The sequence below is a fragment of the Chroococcidiopsis thermalis PCC 7203 genome, from assembly GCF_000317125.1.
Lineage (GTDB): Bacteria > Cyanobacteriota > Cyanobacteriia > Cyanobacteriales > Chroococcidiopsidaceae > Chroococcidiopsis > Chroococcidiopsis thermalis.
In genome coordinates, this window is record NC_019695.1 from 6,150,115 (window position 1) to 6,171,340 (window position 21,226).

The window sequence follows — 21,226 nt, forward strand, 5'->3', positions numbered from 1 at the left end:
AACTGTCCTCTTACAGGGCATGAGTGGGTCTAAACTTAAGTTTACAATTGCTGCATGTTTAGTTATGCAATGAGTAGTAAGTCGTGAAAATACAAACGATCTAATAACTGCTACTCCCAATCCCTAATGAGTGCTTGCCTGTCAATCCAACCAATATTGCCATCTGTCCTACCTGCGGTACTGGAACTCGACAATCTTTGTTTCGGTAAACTATGGACTCTCGAAGCCTATCAACGCGAAATAGATAGCCCCAATAGCGAGTTACTAGGATTATTTCTGGAAAAAAATCAGGACAACCAGGACGAGGAGGCAGGTGAGCAGGTGGGCAACTACCAACTACCAACTACTAACTACCAACTACCAACTACCAATTACCAACTCCTAGCAATGGGCTGTTTCTGGGCAATTTTAGATGAAGCTCACATTACCTTGCTGGCGGTTCATCCCGATTATCAGGGACGAGGTTTGGGACAAGCATTGCTTTGGGGATTGATGCAGGCTGCACGCGATCGCGCCTTGGAACGAGCGACTCTGGAAGTGAGGGAATCTAATCAACCAGCTATCTCTCTTTACAGCAAATTTGGTTTTCAACTAGCTGGGCGCAGGCGACGATACTACAAAGATACGAATGAAGATGCCCTAATTCTGTGGCAGAGTGGGTTGCAACAACCGGAGTTTCAAGCTAAGTTGACAGGCTGGCACGATCTGGCAAGCGATCGCCTCCAACAATCTGGTTTCAGCTTAAACGTTCAAAAACTAGAGATGACCCGTCCAGAGTCAAGAAATTTGAGCTAAAAAGCTTGACAAATGACTGATTTTATCCACATAATTTCTGGTTGGAAGCAATTACGCGGCTGAAATACTGATGGATTTATCCCGAATTAAAAGCGACAAGCAATCGCTTTTTCAGGCTGAGTCAAGGGCAGCAATGACAGCAGATAAGCGAAGCTTCTGAGTTGAGGCAAAAATTTTGGCTGCATAAGGCGGTTTTTGCCAGGTTCGATGGCGTAGTGACGCTCTTAGATATGGATTGCAAAGTAGGCGTGGATTAAAAAACTATTAACAAAAGATAAAGATTGCGCTCGCAGTAGGTGAATCCTGAGCTGGTTGTCGGTAATATCAATAGACAGCCAGATAATTAGCATGTGCTAAAATCAGCGTACCGGCACGACTCAGGTGATGGAATACAGCCATGTTTGAACGCTTCACAGAAAAAGCAATTAAGGTGATCATGCTGGCCCAGGAAGAAGCTCGCCGCCTGGGTCACAACTTCGTAGGCACAGAGCAGATCCTCCTGGGTCTGATTGGAGAAGGCACGGGCGTAGCAGCTAAAGTCCTCAAAACGATGGGTGTCAATCTCAAAGATGCCCGGATCGAAGTAGAGAAAATTATCGGACGCGGCTCGGGATTTGTAGCTGTAGAAATTCCCTTCACCCCAAGAGCGAAGCGGGTTCTGGAGCTATCTTTAGAAGAAGCTCGCCAATTAGGGCATAACTACATTGGCACTGAGCATCTCCTGTTGGGTCTGATCCGTGAAGGAGAAGGCGTAGCGGCTAGAGTGTTAGAAAACTTGGGAGTTGACCTATCGAAGGTACGCACTCAGGTAATTCGCATGTTGGGAGAAACGGCTGAAGTTTCGGCAGGCTCCCAGTCTGGACGCACCAAGACCCCCACATTGGACGAGTTCGGTTCCAATTTGACCCAAATGGCAGGAGAAGGCAAACTCGATCCTGTAGTCGGTCGTGAAAAAGAAATCGAGCGCGTGATTCAGATTCTGGGTCGGCGCACGAAAAACAACCCCGTGCTGATCGGGGAGCCAGGGGTAGGTAAGACCGCGATCGCTGAAGGTTTAGCCTCTCGGATCGCCAACAAAGACGTACCCGACATTTTGGAAGAAAAGCGCGTCGTCACCCTCGACATTGGCTTGCTCGTAGCAGGTACGAAATATCGAGGTGAATTTGAAGAGCGCCTGAAGAAGATCATGGACGAAATCCGTTCTGCTGGGAACGTGATTTTGGTAATTGACGAGGTGCATACCCTGATCGGTGCGGGTGCAGCAGAAGGGGCGATCGATGCAGCAAACATCCTGAAGCCAGCTTTGGCGCGGGGTGAATTGCAATGTATCGGTGCAACAACCCTTGATGAGTATCGCAAGCACATCGAGCGGGATGCAGCCCTAGAACGACGCTTCCAACCCGTGATGGTGGGCGAACCTTCCGTTGATGAAACGATTGAAATTCTCTTCGGACTGCGCGATCGCTACGAGCAGCACCACAAGCTGAAAATCTCCGATGCGGCGCTAGAAGCAGCAGCCAAACTGTCCGACCGTTATATTAGCGATCGCTACCTGCCAGACAAAGCCATTGACTTAATCGACGAAGCAGGTTCGCGGGTACGGTTAATTAACTCTCAGTTACCCCCAGCAGCGAAGGAATTAGATAAAGAACTGCGTCAAGTATTGAAAGAAAAAGACGACGCTGTACGCACTCAAGATTTCGACCGGGCGGGAGAACTGCGCGATCGCGAAATGGAACTAAGAGCAGAAATTCGAGCGATCGCTCAATCCAAAACAGGTACTACTAAGAGCGAGGGTGATGACTCTCCCGTAGTCACGGAAGAAGATATCGCTCAAATCGTTGCTTCTTGGACTGGCGTACCAGTCAACAAGCTGACCGAATCCGAGTCTGAAAAGCTGCTGCACATGGAAGACACCCTGCACCAGCGCTTGATCGGTCAAGAAGAGGCTGTTAGAGCGGTTTCTAAGGCAATTCGCCGCGCCCGTGTCGGCTTGAAGAATCCCAACCGTCCGATCGCTAGCTTCGTGTTCTCCGGTCCTACTGGGGTTGGTAAAACCGAGTTGACAAAATCTTTGGCGGCTTACTTCTTCGGCTCCGAAGATGCGATGATCCGCTTGGATATGTCTGAGTACATGGAACGGCACACCGTTTCTAAATTAATTGGTTCGCCTCCTGGTTACGTCGGTTATAACGAAGGCGGACAGTTAACAGAAGCCGTGCGTCGTCGTCCTTATACCGTCGTGCTATTCGACGAAATTGAAAAAGCACACCCCGATGTCTTCAACATGCTATTGCAAATTTTGGAAGACGGGCGGTTAACAGATGCCAAGGGACGTACAGTAGATTTCAAGAATACCTTGATCATTCTTACCTCTAACATTGGTTCTAAGGTAATTGAAAAAGGTGGCGGTGGAATCGGCTTTGAATTCTCCTCGGAAGATGCAGCCGAAACTCAATACAACCGCATTCGTTCCTTGGTGAACGAAGAGTTGAAGCAATACTTCCGTCCAGAGTTCCTCAACCGCTTGGATGAAATCATCGTCTTCCGTCAGTTGAGTAAGGCAGAGGTGAAAGAAATTGCCGATATCATGCTCAAGGAAGTCTTCGGACGCTTAACTGAGAAGGGCATTACCCTCACAGTTACCGAACGATTCAAGGATCGCTTGGTAGAAGAAGGTTACAACCCCAGCTACGGTGCTAGACCATTACGCCGCGCCATTATGCGTCTGTTAGAAGATAGCTTGGCAGAAGAAATTCTGTCCGGTCGCATCAAAGAAGGCGATGAGGCTGTTGTCGATGTCGATGACACTGGTAATGTAAAAGTGCTGTCGCAGGAGCGCAAAGAATTATTGCCTCAAGCAGCCGAGTAATTAGTTTAAGTTAATTTAAATTTGTAGGGTGGGCATTGCCCACCTTATTTATTGATTAATTTCTTTCAGCTCATCACGAGTTCAATTTGCCTTCAACATTGCATCTTTAATAGCTTGATGCCCTAAATCATTAGGATGAATGAAATCGTTGCTAACTAAAGTACTAGCACCACGATTGAGCATGTACTGATAAACGTCTGCCCACTTAGTATGATATCGCCGCGCGATCGCTTTGGTTGCATCCCGATATTGCCGATGTTTTGTAGTAGAACCTGCATTATAGGGCGGGTAGAGAGAATAACCAGTAGGATTTATGTAAGGGGGAGAACCAATAACAATATGATTGGGAGGGATTCCATCTGAAATTAGTCCCGCTACTACTTCATCTAAATCATTTTGAAAGTTCATTGTCGAAAAATTAGCTCCGTTGTAGCGCAGATCGTTTAAGCCGTAGAGAATATAAACATAATTAGGAGAGCGCTGAATGATATCTTGCTGATAGCGATCGCGACCGTTATTTGCTAAAACTGGAACAGTATTTTGTAAAACTGTAGCCGAAATTGCTTGGTTATCTTCTTGCAGATTCAAAGCATTTGTTACTAAGGTAGACCAGCGATGACTACTGTTTGATGCACCGTCACCATACGTAATACTATCACCAAAAAAAATCGCGACTCGATGTCCAAAAGTTACACTCGCACTACCGTGTACGACGATCGCGATCGCTATGTATAGTACACCTAGTAAGATTGAATTTAGTAATAAAACTGGATGTTTAGAACTTCTGTAACTGTTCAATAGAAATACGCTCCTCAGCTGACGAGATTTTTTTCAATCTTGTCAAATCTAGTTAATTTTAAATCTAGTTAATTTTAAATCTAGTTAATTTTAAAATAACTCAAGCTATTCTGTATCCAACAACTGGCGAATAGTTCTTAGTAACTCTTGAGCAGTGTAGGGTTTGACCAAAAATGCCTTGACCCGATCGCTTACAGATGTCAATAATCGATCGTTTGCTGCCAACCCACTTGTAGCTATAATTTTGACCTCAGAATTCAGTTTTTGTAACGTGCGAATCGTCGTGACACCATCCATTGCAGGCATCATCATATCGACCATCACCACGCTAATTTCCGAGCGATGTTGCACGTAAATTGCGATCGCATCAATCCCGTCAACCGCAGTCAGGACTCGATAATTATGTGCTTCTAAAGAAGTTTTAATAATCTCGCGAATTGCTACTTCGTCATCTGCAACTAAAATCAATTCTCCATGACCAAATGGAATTTCTCGTTCGGGCGATCGTGGCTGTTCTTCAGCCTCTTTTGCAGGTAGATACACCTGAAATTGAGTTCCTTTTTTCTCCTCGCTCGTGACTTGAATAAATCCCCCGTGTCCTTTGACAATTCCAATTGCGGTAGAAAGTCCTAATCCAGTACCTTTCCCAATGTCTTTGGTTGTGAAAAACGGCTCGAAAATTCTCTCTTGCACTGCTTTTGACATGCCCATTCCTGTATCTGCAATGGTGATGACAACATATGCACCAGCCTTTGCTTCTAAATGCATCCCTGCATAGTGTTCGTCTACTAACAAGTTCTCAGCCGCAATTTTTAAAACTCCACCATTCGGCATTGCATCGCGAGCGTTGACGCACAAATTCATTAAAACTTGATGCAGTTGCGTAGCATTGCCAGCCACCGCCCATAAATCTGGGGCGATATCTGTATAAACTGCTATTGACTTAGGAAAAGTCTCTTTGATAACTTGTTTTATTTCTGCTAATAAATGTCGCAGTTGTAAAACTGTTTGTTGTCCTTCAACCCCACGAGCAAATGATAGCACTTGCTTGATCAAAGCCGCACCCCGCTTTGCATTAGTCTCGATTGTTTGTAAAATCTGCAAGTTGCGCATGTCGTAGGTTTTCAACTGCAACAGTTGGGCTGACATTAAAATTGGAGCCAAAATATTGTTTAAATCGTGAGCGATACCACTTGCTAAAGTACCGATACTTTCTAATCGCTGAGCGCGTAAAAATTGAGTTGTCAGTTGTTTTTTCTCAGTAATATCTGTATCGACGCATAAAATCGATTTGGGTTGTCCTTGTTCGTCGCGCATCAACGTCCAACGGCTTTCGACGACGATCTCTTTGCCAGCTTGCGACACTTTTTCTAACTCGCCATACCACTCACCTGTGCTAAGAACTGTTTGCAAAGCTTGGGCGTGTAAAGATGCTTTTTTGTATAACAGCTCAAATGCACTCGTGCCTATAGCCTCTGCTGCTGTCCAACCATACAGCCGCTCTGCACCGCGATTCCAATATAAAATGCGATCGCTACTGCAATCTTTGACCAAAATGGCATCGGTAGTGACATCTAATAAAGCAGCCTGTTGACGAATCTTCTGCGCCGCTTGCTTACTTTCAGTAATATCTTCAACAATATAAGCAAATCGAGCATGATGCTCTCGGTTGCCAGCAATTGCCGAAACTGTGGCTGAGAGCCATTTTTTCCCTAATGGTGTTTTGTGGGGGTACACAAATTTAACTGGAGTTTGGCTGCGTTCTGCTTCTCGGTAACGTTCGATCCAAGTTTGGATGTGATGCTGCGGTACTCCCATCTCGCTCGCAAGTCGGTGCTGCATCATCTGAGGAGAGAAGCCGAAAAAATTGGCAGCAGCAGCGTTGTCATAAATATGTAAAATATCGTTTTCGCGCAGTTCTACGATCCCCATCATCATGGAGGCGCTGTCATAGAAACTCCGCAGAATCGATTCGCTTTCTCCCAATGCGGCAGCTGCTGTAACGCGATCGCTAATATCGGTTAAAATGCTGACGAAATAGAGCAATGTTCCCGTATTTGAGAATACGGGGGTAATTTTTATCTCGCTCCAGAAGGTTTGTGCGTCAGCTCGATAATTTAATAGCGTAGTTTGCACTTCTGTATTTTGAGCGATCGCCCGCTCGATTTTGGCGATCGCTTGCGGATCTGTGGCTGTTCCACAAAGTAAGCGCCAATCTTTGCCTAATACTTCTGTTAGGTGGTATCCAGTCATGCCGCAGAAAACTGAATTAGCATAGACAATCGGACACCCTTGCTGATGCGGATCGGTAATGAAAACCCCCTCAGAAACAGCAGCCATTGCTTGAGCCAGCATCAAATTTTTTGCCGATGCTTGTTTCAGAGCTGCAACCGAGCGATCGAACTGAGTATGAGCTATGGTTAAATCTGCTAACTTGCGCTGTAATTCTAACTGGGTAACGATCTGCTGGCTGAGAACTTTGAGTATGGCAATTTGTTCGGGATTTAACTCTCGCGGTACGTAATCGATGACGCACAAAGTTCCCAAGGCATAACCTTCCGGTGTTACCAATGGTGCGCCAGCATAAAATCGAATTTGTGGATCTGTCGTGACGAGAGGATTAGTCGCAAATCTTTCGTCCTGCAAAGCATCTGGAACGATGAATACATCTCGTTGTAAGATTGCGTGAGCGCAAAAAGCTAAATCGCGATGGGTCTGAGTGACGGTTAAACCAACTTTAGACTTAAACCATTGCCGATCGCGATCGATCAGACTAATCAGAGCAATCGGGGTAGCGCAAATCCGAGCAGCGAAATGGGTAAGACTATCAAATTCAGCTTCAGGCTGAGTGTCTAAAATTTGGTATTTATTGAGGGCTGCAAGCCTCATAGCTTCATTTATAGGCGCTACAGCTTTCATACTCTTTCCTACGCTCAATTACGCTCTTTGATTATTTTTCCCCTTCGATCGCTCTGGAAAAACAAATAGCTTTGATTCCGTTTTTGCTGGCAGGTTATCTATTCTGAATCTTAGCGATCGAGGCAAATAGATCGCGATCGCTAGTTTATGCTGTTACTCCACTCTATTTATTTGGATAGATGACAAATACGTGAATATTGCTTTTGAATTACCGAAATCGCTATGGGGATCGCTGAAAAACCTTTTATTATAGTAATGTTTTTATTTGACTTTTGTTATATTTTTTTGATAATTTTTAATCATTTTCAAACAAAATACATAAATCTAGAGAGTAATTATTTTGAGTAATTTTACTCAAATAAAGAAGCGATCGTAGTGCCGAAAAGCTAGTATATGCTATCGCTCTCTACAACACAATTGTCCCAATAGATAAAAAATCTATATAAAACTAAGTCGCGAATGCTGACGAAATTGTTGAGAAAAGTTAAGAAAGGCAGTTATCAGTTATCAGTTATCAGTTATTAGGGAGTAGAGAGTAGGGAGGACAAGGGGGACAAGGGAGCGGTCAGCCAACAACCAACAACCAACAACCAACAACCAACAACCGTCAACTGCCTCCTGTCTCCTCGATTTTGACCTTTGACTTTTGACTTTTGACTTCTAACTGTAAACTTCTCGTGCCACTAAAATAAATACAGTCCTTCTGAACGCAGAGAATAGGAAAACGTGAGCAACGCTGGAGTTACTACTAACTACCTCTCATCTCCAGTCAAAGCGAGATCGGAAGATAGCTTTGCGATAACTTTCGCACCTTTGTCTTTAGATGCATTCTATGCCCTTGCCGATGACCCAGGCAATGGAGCGATTGTCGTTATGAGTGGGATGGTACGCAATCAAACTGACGGCAAACCAGTCGTATCGTTGGAGTATCAGGCATACGAACCGATGGCAATGCAGATTTTCAAGCAAATTGCGGCAGAGATTCGCCAACAATGGCAAGACGTGAATCGAGTCGCCATTCACCATCGCATCGGTAAGTTAAAAATTGGAGAAATTAGCGTTTTAGTCGGCGTAGGTTGTCCTCATCGTTCTGAAGCATTTGAAGCCTGTCGCTATGCGATCGACACGTTAAAGCATAATGCCCCGATCTGGAAAAAAGAACATTGGCAAGACGGATCTTCCAGTTGGGTGAGTATTGGGGCGTGCGAGACTCAAGGGTGCTAAAAGGTTGGTATGGTGGGCATTGCCCACCCCACACTTAAGTTTTGACTCAATTAGTTGCTAAAACCCAAGGCAAAAATCAACACAGCACCTACTACTGCTAAGATTGAAAGCACCATACCTGCATTTGGACTACCTTTGAAGGAATAGTTTTTGTCATCCATTAGGTATACCTCTCTTTTACAAAGCTACATGCATTGTTACACCTTGCCGTTGGCGCGCGATCGGTCGTGCGAGAGAAATTGACTCAATGCGGCAGTAAAACATAGCCCTTATCTTTATCTTCTACCCCCAGGCAATTGTATATTCTTTAACTTCTGCCTAATATCGGAGAGAGATAATGTGGCTGGAGTAGAGAATATGCAGGCTTATGATATTGTCATCATTGGGGCAGGACACAATGGCTTAGTGTGCGCGGCTTATCTATTAAAAGCCGGATATAGTGTTTTATTATTGGAAAAGCGCTCTGTTCCTGGTGGAGCAGCAACTACAGAAGAATGTTTACCTCAAGAAGCACCAGGATTCAAATTTAACCTTTGCGCGATCGATCACGAATTTATTCACCTTGGACCAGTCGTTCAAGAACTAGAACTAGAAAAATACGGATTGGAATATCTTTATTGCGATCCGGTGGTTTTTTGTCCGCATCCAGATGGCAAGTACTTTTTAGGTCACAAATCTGTTGAAAAGACTTGTGCGGAAATCGCCCGCTACAGTCAACGAGATGCAGAAAAATATGCTGAATTTACAGATTATTGGCAACGGGCGCTCGGTGCGATGATTCCGATGTTTAACGCTCCACCAAAGTCATTATTAGATATTCTCGGTAACTATGACATTACCAAAATAAAAGATTTATTTTCTGTCATTGGTTCTCCCTCAAAAACTTTAGACTTTGTGCGTACCATGCTCAGTAGTGGGGAGGACATGGTAAACGAATGGTTTGATTCTGAATTTTTAAAAGCACCCTTAGCTAGGCTCTCATCAGAACTGGGTGCGCCTCCTTCGCAGAAAACCCTTGGGATTGGTGCAATTATGATGGCAATGCGTCACGATCCGGGGATGGCTAGACCGCGTGGTGGTACGGGTGCATTAGTGCAAGCTTTAGTGAATCTAGTCAAAAGTAAGGGTGGTGAAATTCTTACCGACCAGCATGTAGAGAAGATTTTAATTGATAACGGTCGGGCTGTGGGTGTAAGAGTTGCTAATGGTCAAGAATATCGAGCTAACAAAGCTGTTATTTCTAACATTGATGCGCAGCGAATATTTCTACACATGGTAGATCCGAGCGAACTGGATGCTGCCGAACCGCATTTACGCGAAAGATTAGAACGTCGAATTGTCAACAATAATGAAACAATTCTTAAAGTCGATCTAGCAATTGATAAACCACTATGTTTTGAGCATCACGAACACAAAGATGAGTATTTAATTGGCTCAATTTTAATCGCCGATTCCGTCAGCCATGTAGAACAAGCACACAGTTTGTGTACGTTAGGGCAAATTCCCGATGCGAATCCATCTATGTATGTCGTCATGCCGACAGCGCTCGATCCTTCAATGGCTCCGGCTGGAAAGCATACAGTTTGGATTGAATTTTTTGCACCATATCAAATTGCTGGGGCAGAAGGTACGGGGTTAAAAGGGACGGGTTGGACGGATGAGTTGAAACACAAAGTTGCCGATCGCATCATCGATAAACTAGCAGAATACTCTCCTAATGTAAAAGATTCCATTATTGCCCGTCGAGTAGAAAGTCCGGCTGAATTAGGTGAAAGATTGGGTGCATATAAAGGTAATTATTATCATATTGATATGACTCTCGATCAGATGGTTTTCTTCCGTCCTTTGCCAGAAATAGCTAACTATAGAACTCCGATTGATGGCTTATTTCTCACGGGTGCGGGAACTCATCCAGGCGGATCGATTTCGGGAATGCCAGGGCGCAATTGTGCTAGGGTATTTTTGCAGACGCAAAATCCGCTATCGCAAACGTTTAAGGATGCAAGAGAGTCGGTGAAGTCAACTTTTGAATCCGTGTTTGGCACGAAACAAGATTGAATTTTCAGTTGAATTTTCAAATTCTTATTGATGGTCTAAATCGGGATTCAAACGGCTCAAAAACGTCCGCAGTCGATCGCTTCTCGGGCTGACTAAAACCTCCCGGGGCGATCCTTGTTCTTCAATTTGTCCTTGATGTAAAAACATAACGCGGTTGGCGACTTCCCGCGCGAATAGCATTTCGTGGGTAACGACGATCATTGTCATTCCGTCAGCCGCAAGTTGTTGCATCACGCGCAAAACTTCCCCTACCAGTTCTGGATCTAAAGCGCTGGTAGGTTCGTCAAATAGCATGATCTGGGGGTTCATGCACAAACTCCGAGCGATCGCGACTCGTTGTTTTTGTCCGCCAGAAAGCTGTTCGGGATAAACGTTAGCTTTTTCAGATAAGCCAACTTTTTCTAAATATTGTGCGGCAAGTTGGGCGCTTTCTTTTTTAGATTTTCCTAACACCTTTTGTTGTGCCAAAGTTAAGTTATCTAATACATTCAGGTGAGGAAACAAATTAAATTGTTGAAATACCATCCCGACTTGCGATCGCAGTTGACGCAGCACGTTGCGGTTGAGATTGGGACGCGATATATCAATATCGTTGACGACTAAACGTCCGCCATTAATGGCTTCTAGGCGATTGAAGCAGCGTAGCAGGGTACTTTTGCCACAACCAGAGGAACCAATAACAGCGACGACTTCACCGCGATAAATTTCACCGCTAATTCCTTTGAGGACTTTGAGGGAACCGAAGTTTTTCTCTACACCTTCAAATGCGATCGCGGGGGTAGTACTATTCATACCTACGTTGGAAGTGGTTTGAGTTGGTTACAGGGTATGTTGATTACACTCCACTTGATTGTATTCTATGGCACAATACTCTCGTGTAGAAGGGGATAAAAGGAAGTTTAACTCACTGAAATTTAACTCATTACTGCAAGTATAGAAAATGCATAAGGAAAAGAAATAATGGCTACAAGTACGATCCGGTGGTTGCGTCGGTATTTAGTTATCAGCTTATGCTGCTTGCTGCTAGCGATTGGCTGTGGTAGTAATAATTCTGGTACTGGTGGGACGGGGGATACAGGCGGTACGAAAACATTAACTGTGGGAACCGAACCCGCATTTGCGCCATTTGAGTTTAAAGGTACAAATGGTGAGTTGCAGGGGTTTAGTATCGATCTGATGAATGCGATCGCTAAGTCGGCTGGATTTACAGTCAATTTTCAAAGTTTACCCTTTGATGGTTTGATTCCCGCTTTACAGGGAAAAACGATCGACGCAGCTATTAGCAGCATGACGATTACTAAAGAGCGATCGCAAACAGTTGATTTCTCTCGTCCCTATTTTAAGGCAGGGTTGGCGATCGCGGTTCGGAGCGACAACCAAGATATTACGAATTTTGTAAGTCTCGAAAATAAAAGAATTGCCGTTCAAATTGGTACAACTGGGGCGGAAGAAGCCAAGAAAGTTGCAGGGGCGAAAATAAGTAGTTTTGATTCTGCACCTTTAGCTTTACAAGAATTGAAAAATGGTAATGTGGATGCAGTTATTAACGATGCACCCGTCACTTTATATGCAATTAAAAATGCTAACCTTTCAGGGATTAAAGTTGTTGGTCAATTGCTGACAGAAGAGTTTTACGGTATTGCTACGGCTAAAAATTCTCCTAACTTAGCTTTAATTAATCAGGGAATAGAGACAATTTTGGGTGATAATACATATGCTCAAATTTATAAAAAATGGTTTAATGCCGAACCGCCTAAATTGCCAGAGAAATCGCCATTTGCCAACTAAAAAACTCGGATCTCGCAATTATGACTAATGCATTTGAGATTATTTTTCAGGCAATTCCTACTCTACTAGCTGGTGCTTTAGTCACGCTCCAATTAACAGCCTTTTCTGTCCTTTTGGGATTAATTGGTGGTTCGTTAGTCGGAATTGCGCGACTTTCTCATATCGTACCTTTGCGCTGGGTGACGAGGGCATATGTCGATTTTTTTCGAGGTACGCCATTGTTAGTCCAAATCTTTATGATTTATTTTGGCTTACCCGCGATCGCTCAACAAATCGGGTTTGATTTTTCTCTGGATCGTTTAGCTGCGGCAGTGTTAGCTTTGAGTTTAAATAGCGCGGCATATATTGCTGAAATTGTTCGTGCGGGGATTCAATCAATTGAGTTAGGACAATCGGAAGCTGCTGAATCTTTGGGTTTAGATTCAGTTCAAACTATGCGCTATGTCATCTTTCCTCAAGCTTTCCGCCGCATGTTACCACCTTTGGGGAATGAGTTTATTACTTTACTTAAAGATACGAGTTTGGTAGCGGTCATTGGATTTGAAGAGTTGTTCCGCAAAGGACAGTTGATTGTTGCCACCAACTATCGCGCTTTTGAGATTTATGCAGCTGTAGCGATCGTCTATTTGTGTTTAACTCTGCTGTCTTCTCAAGGATTTTCTTGGTTAGAAAAGTGGCTTAATCCCGTGGCTCGGCAAAAGCAGCGATCGGCTAAGCTGAGTTAGGAAGTTTGTGAAATTGCCATTGGAAGTTAATGATAGTGTCACGCAAAGACGAGGACACTTCCGTGCGGGGGTGGCGCTATCGCGGACTTCGTCGCCCCCCATTGAAGCATGTCGCGTGAAAGTGTCCGTAGCAAAGACGCAAAGTAATTTTTTAAAGTATTTGCGCAAGGGGTTATTTACTTTTTGGCGCTGCGATACTTCCAAGGGGCGACGAATTGAGCATCGTTCCATACGCCTCGGCGCTGTGCTTGTGCTTGGGTTGCGGCTCGTTCTACCACTGCGGCACTGGGACAGTTTTTTAAGTAAGGTGTGTAGACTAATACCAATCCTTCCCGCGCCATAACTTCTTGGACGAGAGTACCGTCACCTAAACGCACTTCACTCACCTTTCGCCCGTAGCGATCGCTATCTGTAATTGTTAAATTAACGCGATCGCCTCCTTGATGAATTAATTTTTGTAACCGCTGCTGTGCCTGAAGTCCCCATTTAAATTGATCGACATCTACACGGCTTTGGCTCGCTCTTTCTTTTACAGAATGGGGGATCTCTGGTGCATCCACGCAAGCAAAACGAACGGTAAACTCATCGCCCTTAGCGTTTACCACCCTGATAGTATCGCCGTCACTGACGCGCTTAACTGAATATGCCGCAGCACCATAGCGCGGCTGACATCCTGTTAAAAACAAAATAAAAATAATTGTGAATAAATACGGTAATAGCTTTCGGATGAGTTGCACTGGTAATGGGTAATGAGTAGTTGGTAGTTGGTGGTTGGTGGTTGCTCAGAATTACTCTGCTCCCTGCTCCCTTTCTTCACTGATAACTGATGACCTTAGTAGTTGGTTTAATTAGCGGTACGTCTGTTGATGGCATAGATGCCGCTTTGATAAATATTACAGGCAGAACTGAAGATATTCAGGTAGAACTGTTAGCGGCAAACACTTATCCTTATCCTATCGATTTGCGATCGCAAATTTTAGCAGCTTGTAAAGGTGAAGCCATCTCCATACCTCAATTAGCAGCTTTAGATGATGCGATCGCGCTGTGTTTTGCTCAAGCTGCTCAAAACATCCAAGCCGGACATCCTCCCGCCGAATTAATTGGTTCCCACGGACAGACTGTTTTTCACAGACCACCCGTTTTAACTAGTAGAGACGTTGCGGGCAACGCCTCTACTACTCTCGGCTACAGCCTTCAACTCGGACGCGGGGCTGTTATTGCTCAACTCACAAATACTCCAACAGTCAGTAATTTTCGGGCAGCAGATATTGCTGTAGGAGGTCATGGAGCGCCTTTAGTGCCGAAAGTTGACGCTTACCTGCTCAGTCACCTTCATGAGGCGCGATGCGTCCAAAATCTCGGTGGAATTGGAAATTTAGCCTATCTTCCTCCCCGCAGTCATGTCAACTGGGAGGAGAAAGTCAGAGGTTGGGATACGGGACCAGCCAATACTTTATTAGATCTCGCAGTCCAGCACTTAACTGATGGCGCACAAACTTACGATCGCGATGGCAATTGGGCAGCTAGCGGTACTCCTTGTCATCCTCTTGTAGAGCAATGGCTCAATCAAGATTTCTTTCACCTCCCACCACCCAAATCGACAGGACGAGAGTTATTTGGCTGGGAATACTTACAACAATGTTTGGTTGATGCTCGAAGTTACCAATTGAGTGCATCTGACTTGCTAGCAACTTTGACAGAATTCACGGTTGCGTCAATCGTGCATAGTTACCGGACATTTTTACCGCAAATGCCAGAGCGAGTCTTTTTATGTGGCGGTGGTAGTCGAAATTTATATTTAAAACAACGACTGCAAATTCATCTAGACATACCAGTTTTAACAACAGATGAAGCAGGATTAAGCGCCGATTTTAAAGAGGCGATCGCATTTGCCGTTCTAGCCTACTGGCGACAACAAGGCATACCTGGCAACTTACCTCAAGTGACTGGGGCAAAGCAAGCAGTGTTGTTGGGTGAGCTTGTGTGAGCGGTTAGTGGCTGGTAGCTAGTGGCTGGACTTTTCTCTCTAGCCACTAGCCACTAGTCACTGATAACTGATAACTGATTTTGGGCAGAATACTAATGACAACTAGAGACCACAAATTTTTGCTGTGGCGGAACTTTAATTCATGCGAGATCCCAATCTCAACCGCATACTTGCTAACCGCTATCAACTTCAACAGGTGCTTGGAGCAGGGGCAATGGGTCAAGTCTATCTTGCCCACGATAAATTGTTAGGAGGAGTTCCCGTTGCTGTCAAATTACTAAGTATATCGATTCATAATAAAAAACTTCGCGTGCAAGAACGTTTTGAACAAGAAGCGAAAACCTGCGCTATCTTGGGTCAAAAAAGCATTCATATCGTCCGCGTCATGGATTACGGTGTTGTAGAGGAGAATGGTACACCGTTCTACGTGATGGAATACTTAAAAGGGAAAAACTTGAGCGATGTAATTCGCAATTATGCTCTATCACTACCGAGGTTTTTGAGTATCGGACGGCAAATTAGTCTTGGTTTAGAATGCGCTCACCAAGGAATTCCAGTTGATGGAAAAACTTATCCAATTATCCATCGGGATATTAAACCAAGTAACGTTTTATTAATTCAAGATAATAGTTTGGGAGAATTAGCGAAACTATTAGACTTTGGTATTGCTAAGTTACTCCAAGCAGATAGCAGTCAGACTCGATACTACATGGGGACGTTTGCTTATTCTTCTCCAGAACAAATGGAGGGTAGCGAACTTACTAATCGTTCTGATATTTATAGTTTGGGAGTCATGCTATTTGAGATGCTGACGGGTAATATCCCGATTCAAGCCAACACGGACTCATTTGGAGGTTGGTTTAAAGCCCACCACTATCAACCACCCCGTTCTTTTGAGACATCGGAACCAAAGTTTCCCATTCCGCCACAGTTGAAAGATTTGGTCATGAGCTGCTTGGCGAAAGCACCAAGCGATCGCCCGCAAAACGTCAGTGAAATTATCAAGGTTTTTACCCTGCTCGAACAGCCGCGCGATCGGTCTTTACCTTTAACGACTCAACCCATAACACCACAAACGCCAAGTAGCGGTAATGAGCCAGCGAATACGATTGTTGCACCACAGAAAGGTCAACTCACCACAGATGCTATTTGTCGGCTAACTCGTTGGCCGCAAAATAAACCGATCGCAGATATTGTTTTTCCTCAATCAATCCAAATTAACGATGAAGAGAGTCCTGCTTTGTGGGTGATGTTATCCCAAATAGAAGTGAATAAACGTTTGGTTAATAGAACCTACAACCACTTCTTATTTATCACCTCGCCTTCTCCCATGATGCTATGGATTACTGCTCTCCATCACCGTGCTTATGGGACAAAATGGTTGACTTACTATCTCGATTTAAAAAATAGTCAAAATCGAGACTTAATTCAATCAATCGGCATCAAGGGATACTATCGCGTCCTTCTATTTGCGCGCGAAACTCCACAATATGCTAGCTCTTGCTTATTAATTCATGTTGCCTCTAGTCAAGGAATACTGTTGCAACAATGGTATCTCCTCAGTCAATCTTCAAATATTCATGGTGATGTGCAGTTGAGTAAAAGTTTGCTGAAGCAGGAATACGAGAAGATCAAACCACAAATTTTAATGAAATTGGAAGCAAGTGTTTGATGGTCAGTTATCAGTGAGTAGTGACTGGTGGCTAGTGGCTCGACTCTTATCTAGTCACTAGCCACTAGTCGCTAGCCACTCACTATTTACTACTCACTTCTTTTGACATAGCAACAAACCGAACCAATTTTTGGTATCCGTCCAAGTTTGGATGGGGATTAATCCTTGTATTTGTAGTTGTTGCTGTAGGGTTTTGAGGTTAAACTTACGAGAAATTTCAGTTCTGATTGTTTCTCGATCGGCAAATTCAACGGCTAAATTGAGCGATCGCATCTGTACAGTTTGCGATCGCAAGCTTCGCAAATGCATTTCAATTTGATGCTCGGTTTCGTTATAGAAAGCCCAATGCTCGAAGTTTTGCAGGTCAAAATTGCTGTCATAGCGCCAGTTTAAGTGTTGCAGCATATTGAGGTTAAATGCTGCCGTGACTCCTTGGCGATCGTTATAAGCTGCCTCTAAAACTGATTTTGGCTTTTGCAAATCTACACCCAATAAGAAATACTCTCCTACTTCAAGTGCTGCAAAAATCCGGGCGAAAAACTCATCAGATTCTGAAGGGGTCAAATTGCCTAAAGTACTACCAATAAAACAGATCGTGCGACTGGGTAAAAGAGTTGGCGCGAGTCGTTCTAGTGCAAGTTCGTAGGTACTGGCTAAAGCGCGAACTTTGAGCGTGGTATAGTCGGCTAAAAGTTGTCTGGCACTGCTCTCTAGTATTCCCGCGCTGACATCCACTGGAATGTAGTGTAGTGGGTATCCCAGTTTGTGATAAGCATCCAAGAGAATGCGCGTTTTAGTCGAGCTACCGCTACCCAATTCGACGAGTTCGCACGCACCTGTTAGCCGCGCAATTTCAGTTGCATATTTTTGCAGGATAGCTGTTTCGGTGCGCGTCAGATAGTACTCTGGTAATTCGCAAATTTGCTCGAATAACTGCGAACCTCGGTCATCGTAGAAGTATCGCGGTGGGAGGGTTTTAGGCGTTTGAGTCAATCCCGCGATCGCGTCTTTTCCTTCTGTGAGTCGGCTTGTCGCGATCGCTGCGGGAGCGATGAGATTCTCTATCTGCAAGCGTTGCTCGATGGAACGGGGATAGATATTGCTTGCAGTTTCAAATATGGACACGCTCAACCTCCGTCAAATTTAAACATACCAATCGCGATCGCCGATTTGCAATAGTCTGCGACCTTCAGAAGTAAAACACAAAGCCAATTAGCAAAAAATCATGCTGGAGTTAGATCAACTCAGCTACTACCAATTCCTTACGCATTTTCCCATAAAATTGTCAGTTATTAGTGACTAGTAGCTAGTGGCTGGTGGCTAGAAAAGAGTTTAGTTGCTAGTCACTAGCCACCAGCCACTCATTTCTTCGCACACCGAAACCCTGCCAAGATTTGCCGCACGCCTGGATGATACCAATTGCGAAAACTCGCTCTTAGCGCCCAAGGACGAGTTGCCCAACTGCCACCTTTGAGAACTTGATGCTGTCCGTCAAAATAAACTTGGGAATAACCAGTGTAGGGATAACTGGCAAAACCTGCGTAGCCATCAAATACACAAGCAGTCCATTCCCAAACATTGCCCAACATATCTTCACAACCATAGGCGCTGCGTCCGTTGGGATGAGCGTTGACTGGTGTTGTTTGGGCGATCGCGTAGTTATGATTACACCGATCTAGGTTTGGCTCTATTTCTCCCCAAGGATAGGTACGATGATGACTATTTAATGCATCCCAGCTAGCAGCTTTTTCCCATTCGGCTTCTGTGGGCAAGCGTTTATCGGCAAATTTGGCATAAGCTTCGGCTTCGTACCAACTGACACCACAAACGGGATGATTATCGTATTGCGGATCTTCTAACCAGTAAAGGGGTCGAGCGATTTGTTCTCGTTGCAACCATTGCCAACCATTTTCCGACCACCACACCGGATTATGATAGCCTCCCGCCTTCATAAACAGGCGATATTCAGCGCAAGTCACGGGATAGCGATCGATCCAGTAGGTATCTAAATAAACTTGATGTGCTGGACGCTCGTTATCTAAAGCGTCAGTGGTATTACTCCCCTGCTCGAAATATCCAGCAGGGATTTTTATCATTTGATTTTGGTAGTTGGTAGTTGGTAATGGGTAATGGGTATTTTCTTCCCCAGCCTCCCCAACTCCCCCAACTCTCTTTTCCCTGCTCCCTGCTCCCAGCTCGTCCCTGCTCCCTGATAATTGCAATAAAAACGCGATCGTCTCGCAGTGCTGGCTTTCGTGTTGTAGCATCCAGCGCCAGAGGCGTTCGTGTCGATCTAAGTCTATTGTTTCTAGGATTTGGAAAATTTCTTTTCTGACTGTATCTAGATAGTGACGAATAACGGCTTTACCTGGCAACTTAACGCGATCGCATTTTGGTAAACCGTCAGCCATAAATAGGCGGCGGTGTTCGGGAAATAATGGTGCTAGTCCCGCACTGCGCTCTCGCAACCACAGAGATTCTGTGTAGGCAATATGACCGAAATGCCATCCCACAGGGCTAAAGTCGGGGTGTACTTGAGCGCGGAAAGTTTCCTCGTCTACTTGCTCGAATATAGCTAAAGTTCCTTGACGACACTGCTCGTACCATTCTTTTAGTTGGTGACGTTGCTGGGGGCGATCGCTTGCTCTAAATTTGATGGAACTGGATTTCAAGGTCTTCTCCTACACTGACGATGCTATGTTCTGGCATAGAGTGCCAGTCACCTTTAAATAAAGGTTCGGAAGCAATGATGACTGCGGCTGGAAATGCTGGATCGTCTCGCAGCCAGTAGAGAGAGGGAGAGTTGCGATCGCTGGCAAAACGAGCAGCAATTAGACGCTTGCCGTCGCTTATCAGCAAGTTGGCGGAAGCTCTAGTTTGATGGGACTTAGCCAATAGATCGAGATTGTTTATGGTAGCTGATAATGCTTGCTCTAAACTCATAGATGGATTGGCTTGGACTTCATCTAGTAATAGCGCAAATATGTGTTCTGAGTCAGTACTACCTTTAATTGCCTGGTAAGCAAAATCGCTGAGGCGATCGCGGATCGGACGATAGATGGTTTGACGAAAGTTTTCTACCCGCCCGTTGTGAATGCACAAAAGCTTTTGATTGTCAAACGGTTGGCAGTTACTTAAATCGACTGCTTGTCCCAGCGTAGCACTGCGGACGTAGGCAAGCACGCAGCCAGACTCGACATAACGACTCAAACTGGGCAGATTGAGATCGTTCCAAATTGGTAGAACGCTTTTATAGGCAAACGGATTAGTATCGCGTTGGGCGTGATACCAACCAACTCCAAAGCCGTCTGCATTGAGCAATCCAGAATTCATCTCGCGGGGTTGATAGCTTTGGACGATCAACGAGTGTTCTGGTTTGTACAGCAGTTTTTCTAGCGATACGGTTTCACCGAGGTAGCCAAGTAAACGGCACATACTCAGGTATTTATACTTGCGTTACAGTTGATACTATGCTCTCTAGCTGAGAATTCCATGAGTGTTAGCTAAAATTCTTCTAGCAACCAGAAAAGCAAAATTTTACACAGTTTCACATTTTAGCGTGCGATCGCCTTTTATGACACAAGTTAAAAGTCAAAAGTCAAGAAACCTTGTGTGAGCAGTGTATTTGAAATGCTCAAGATCTTGGTTAAAGATATTCCTCATCATGATGAAGGCTTTAGACTCTTATTTTCTGCTAGTCTTTTTTCTCAATATCAAGCAGAGTTAACCTAGATAAACTACTATTTCTATTCATACCATTTTGATCTGACTGCGCCACGGAAGATCCCCCCAACCCCCCTTAACAAGGGGGGCTATGAGCGACCGATTTAGTGCAAGCATAAATAGAATTGGTATCACTATTAACTACTTTTATTTGAGACTAAATTAAAGGACTGGCAAGATGCCAGCCCCTCAAAATCTTCAAATGACCAATGACTAATGACTATTTAGCAACTGCGTTACTTCTGCATGTGCTAACACAACAGCCGGTTCTTGCTGAAAGGCTTTGTAGTATCTTCTAGCAAATTCATCGCCTGTTTCAGATGGTGTTAATAGCGTGCGAGTGTAAGCAGTCAACTCTTTGATAATACCTGGCGTAACTGGCTCATCTGCTTGCAACATTTCATCAATTTGCACGATTAATTCAGAGATGCGATGTAGCCAAGCAAATTGTTCGCGATCGATCGCTAATTGCAACAGTTCTCCACTCGATACTCGCCCGCTAACTTGTTCGTAAGCAATGCGTTCGGTATCTAACAATATACGGTGTAAATAGAGCAATTTATTACGCAGATCGCGCAGATATTGATGTCGATGTATTCGTTGTAGCAATTTGTGAGAAGTCAATGGAATCCATCCTCCCGTTACGATAGTCTTTAATCGTTGAA

14 protein-coding genes and 1 pseudogene are annotated in these 21,226 nt (G+C 44.5%); 7 read left to right on the top strand and 8 right to left on the bottom strand.

The window, feature by feature from the left end; genetic code table 11:
- The first annotated feature begins 126 nt into the window (after positions 1–126).
- Positions 127–795, top strand: a complete 669-nt coding sequence (rimI, locus tag CHRO_RS26805) for a ribosomal protein S18-alanine N-acetyltransferase (RefSeq protein WP_015157368.1) — start codon at positions 127–129, stop codon at positions 793–795.
- Between the two features lie 397 nt (positions 796–1,192).
- The gene (locus CHRO_RS26810) at positions 1,193–3,667 is read left to right on the top strand and encodes an ATP-dependent Clp protease ATP-binding subunit (RefSeq protein ID WP_015157369.1); all 2,475 of its coding nucleotides are present in this window, start codon (positions 1,193–1,195) and stop codon (positions 3,665–3,667) included.
- Between the two features lie 81 nt (positions 3,668–3,748).
- On the opposite strand, the gene CHRO_RS26815 is transcribed toward CHRO_RS26810, so the two are convergent.
- The gene (locus CHRO_RS26815) at positions 3,749–4,465 is read right to left on the bottom strand and encodes an SGNH/GDSL hydrolase family protein (protein WP_015157370.1); all 717 of its coding nucleotides are present in this window, start codon (positions 4,463–4,465) and stop codon (positions 3,749–3,751) included.
- 105 nt (positions 4,466–4,570) lie between these two features.
- Positions 4,571–7,384 carry a hybrid sensor histidine kinase/response regulator gene (locus CHRO_RS26820; protein ID WP_015157371.1) on the bottom strand — a complete coding sequence of 938 codons (2,814 nt, stop codon included), beginning with the start codon at positions 7,382–7,384 and terminating at the stop codon, positions 4,571–4,573.
- A 726-nt stretch (positions 7,385–8,110) separates the two neighbouring features.
- Here CHRO_RS26820 and CHRO_RS26825 point away from each other — a divergent pair.
- Positions 8,111–8,608: a molybdenum cofactor biosynthesis protein MoaE gene (locus CHRO_RS26825; RefSeq protein WP_015157372.1), complete on the top strand. Its 498-nt coding sequence runs from the start codon at positions 8,111–8,113 to the stop codon at positions 8,606–8,608.
- Positions 8,609–8,965: 357 nt separating this feature from the next.
- Positions 8,966–10,666 carry a beta-carotene ketolase CrtO gene (crtO, locus tag CHRO_RS26830; protein WP_015157374.1) on the top strand — a complete coding sequence of 567 codons (1,701 nt, stop codon included), beginning with the start codon at positions 8,966–8,968 and terminating at the stop codon, positions 10,664–10,666.
- A gap of 24 nt (positions 10,667–10,690) precedes the next feature.
- Here crtO and CHRO_RS26835 read toward each other — a convergent pair whose 3' ends face one another.
- Positions 10,691–11,458: an amino acid ABC transporter ATP-binding protein gene (locus CHRO_RS26835; protein WP_015157375.1), complete on the bottom strand. Its 768-nt coding sequence runs from the start codon at positions 11,456–11,458 to the stop codon at positions 10,691–10,693.
- Between the two features lie 168 nt (positions 11,459–11,626).
- Between CHRO_RS26835 and CHRO_RS34985 the strand changes: the two are divergent.
- A pseudogene (locus tag CHRO_RS34985) lies at positions 11,627–13,179 on the top strand (ABC transporter permease subunit).
- Positions 13,180–13,355: 176 nt separating this feature from the next.
- Here the strand turns inward: CHRO_RS34985 and CHRO_RS26845 are convergent.
- Positions 13,356–13,916, bottom strand: coding sequence for a thermonuclease family protein (locus tag CHRO_RS26845; protein ID WP_015157376.1), 561 nt, complete (start codon positions 13,914–13,916; stop codon positions 13,356–13,358).
- Positions 13,917–14,005: 89 nt separating this feature from the next.
- Between CHRO_RS26845 and CHRO_RS26850 the strand changes: the two genes are divergently transcribed.
- Both CHRO_RS26850 and CHRO_RS26855 read left to right on the top strand, forming a co-directional pair.
- A complete protein-coding gene (locus CHRO_RS26850) occupies positions 14,006–15,166 on the top strand; it encodes an anhydro-N-acetylmuramic acid kinase (RefSeq protein WP_015157377.1) in 1,161 nt (386 codons plus the stop codon).
- Between the two features lie 142 nt (positions 15,167–15,308).
- Positions 15,309–16,838 carry a serine/threonine-protein kinase gene (locus CHRO_RS26855; protein WP_015157378.1) on the top strand — a complete coding sequence of 510 codons (1,530 nt, stop codon included), beginning with the start codon at positions 15,309–15,311 and terminating at the stop codon, positions 16,836–16,838.
- A 93-nt stretch (positions 16,839–16,931) separates the two neighbouring features.
- Here CHRO_RS26855 and egtD read toward each other — a convergent pair whose 3' ends face one another.
- From egtD to CHRO_RS26875, 4 genes are all read right to left on the bottom strand, one after another.
- Positions 16,932–17,969 carry an L-histidine N(alpha)-methyltransferase gene (egtD, locus tag CHRO_RS26860; RefSeq protein ID WP_041462656.1) on the bottom strand — a complete coding sequence of 346 codons (1,038 nt, stop codon included), beginning with the start codon at positions 17,967–17,969 and terminating at the stop codon, positions 16,932–16,934.
- 230 nt (positions 17,970–18,199) lie between these two features.
- Entirely contained in the window at positions 18,200–19,510 is a 1,311-nt protein-coding gene (locus CHRO_RS26865) for an SUMF1/EgtB/PvdO family nonheme iron enzyme (RefSeq protein ID WP_015157380.1), read from the bottom strand.
- Positions 19,485–20,273: an ergothioneine biosynthesis protein EgtC gene (gene egtC / locus CHRO_RS26870; RefSeq protein WP_015157381.1), complete on the bottom strand. Its 789-nt coding sequence runs from the start codon at positions 20,271–20,273 to the stop codon at positions 19,485–19,487. Before egtC ends, CHRO_RS26865 begins: the two co-directional genes overlap by 26 nt.
- Before the next feature lie 501 nt (positions 20,274–20,774).
- Positions 20,775–21,185 (bottom strand): hypothetical protein, encoded by a 411-nt coding sequence (locus CHRO_RS26875; RefSeq protein ID WP_015157382.1) that lies wholly within the window; start codon positions 21,183–21,185, stop codon positions 20,775–20,777.
- Positions 21,186–21,226 lie beyond the last annotated feature (41 nt).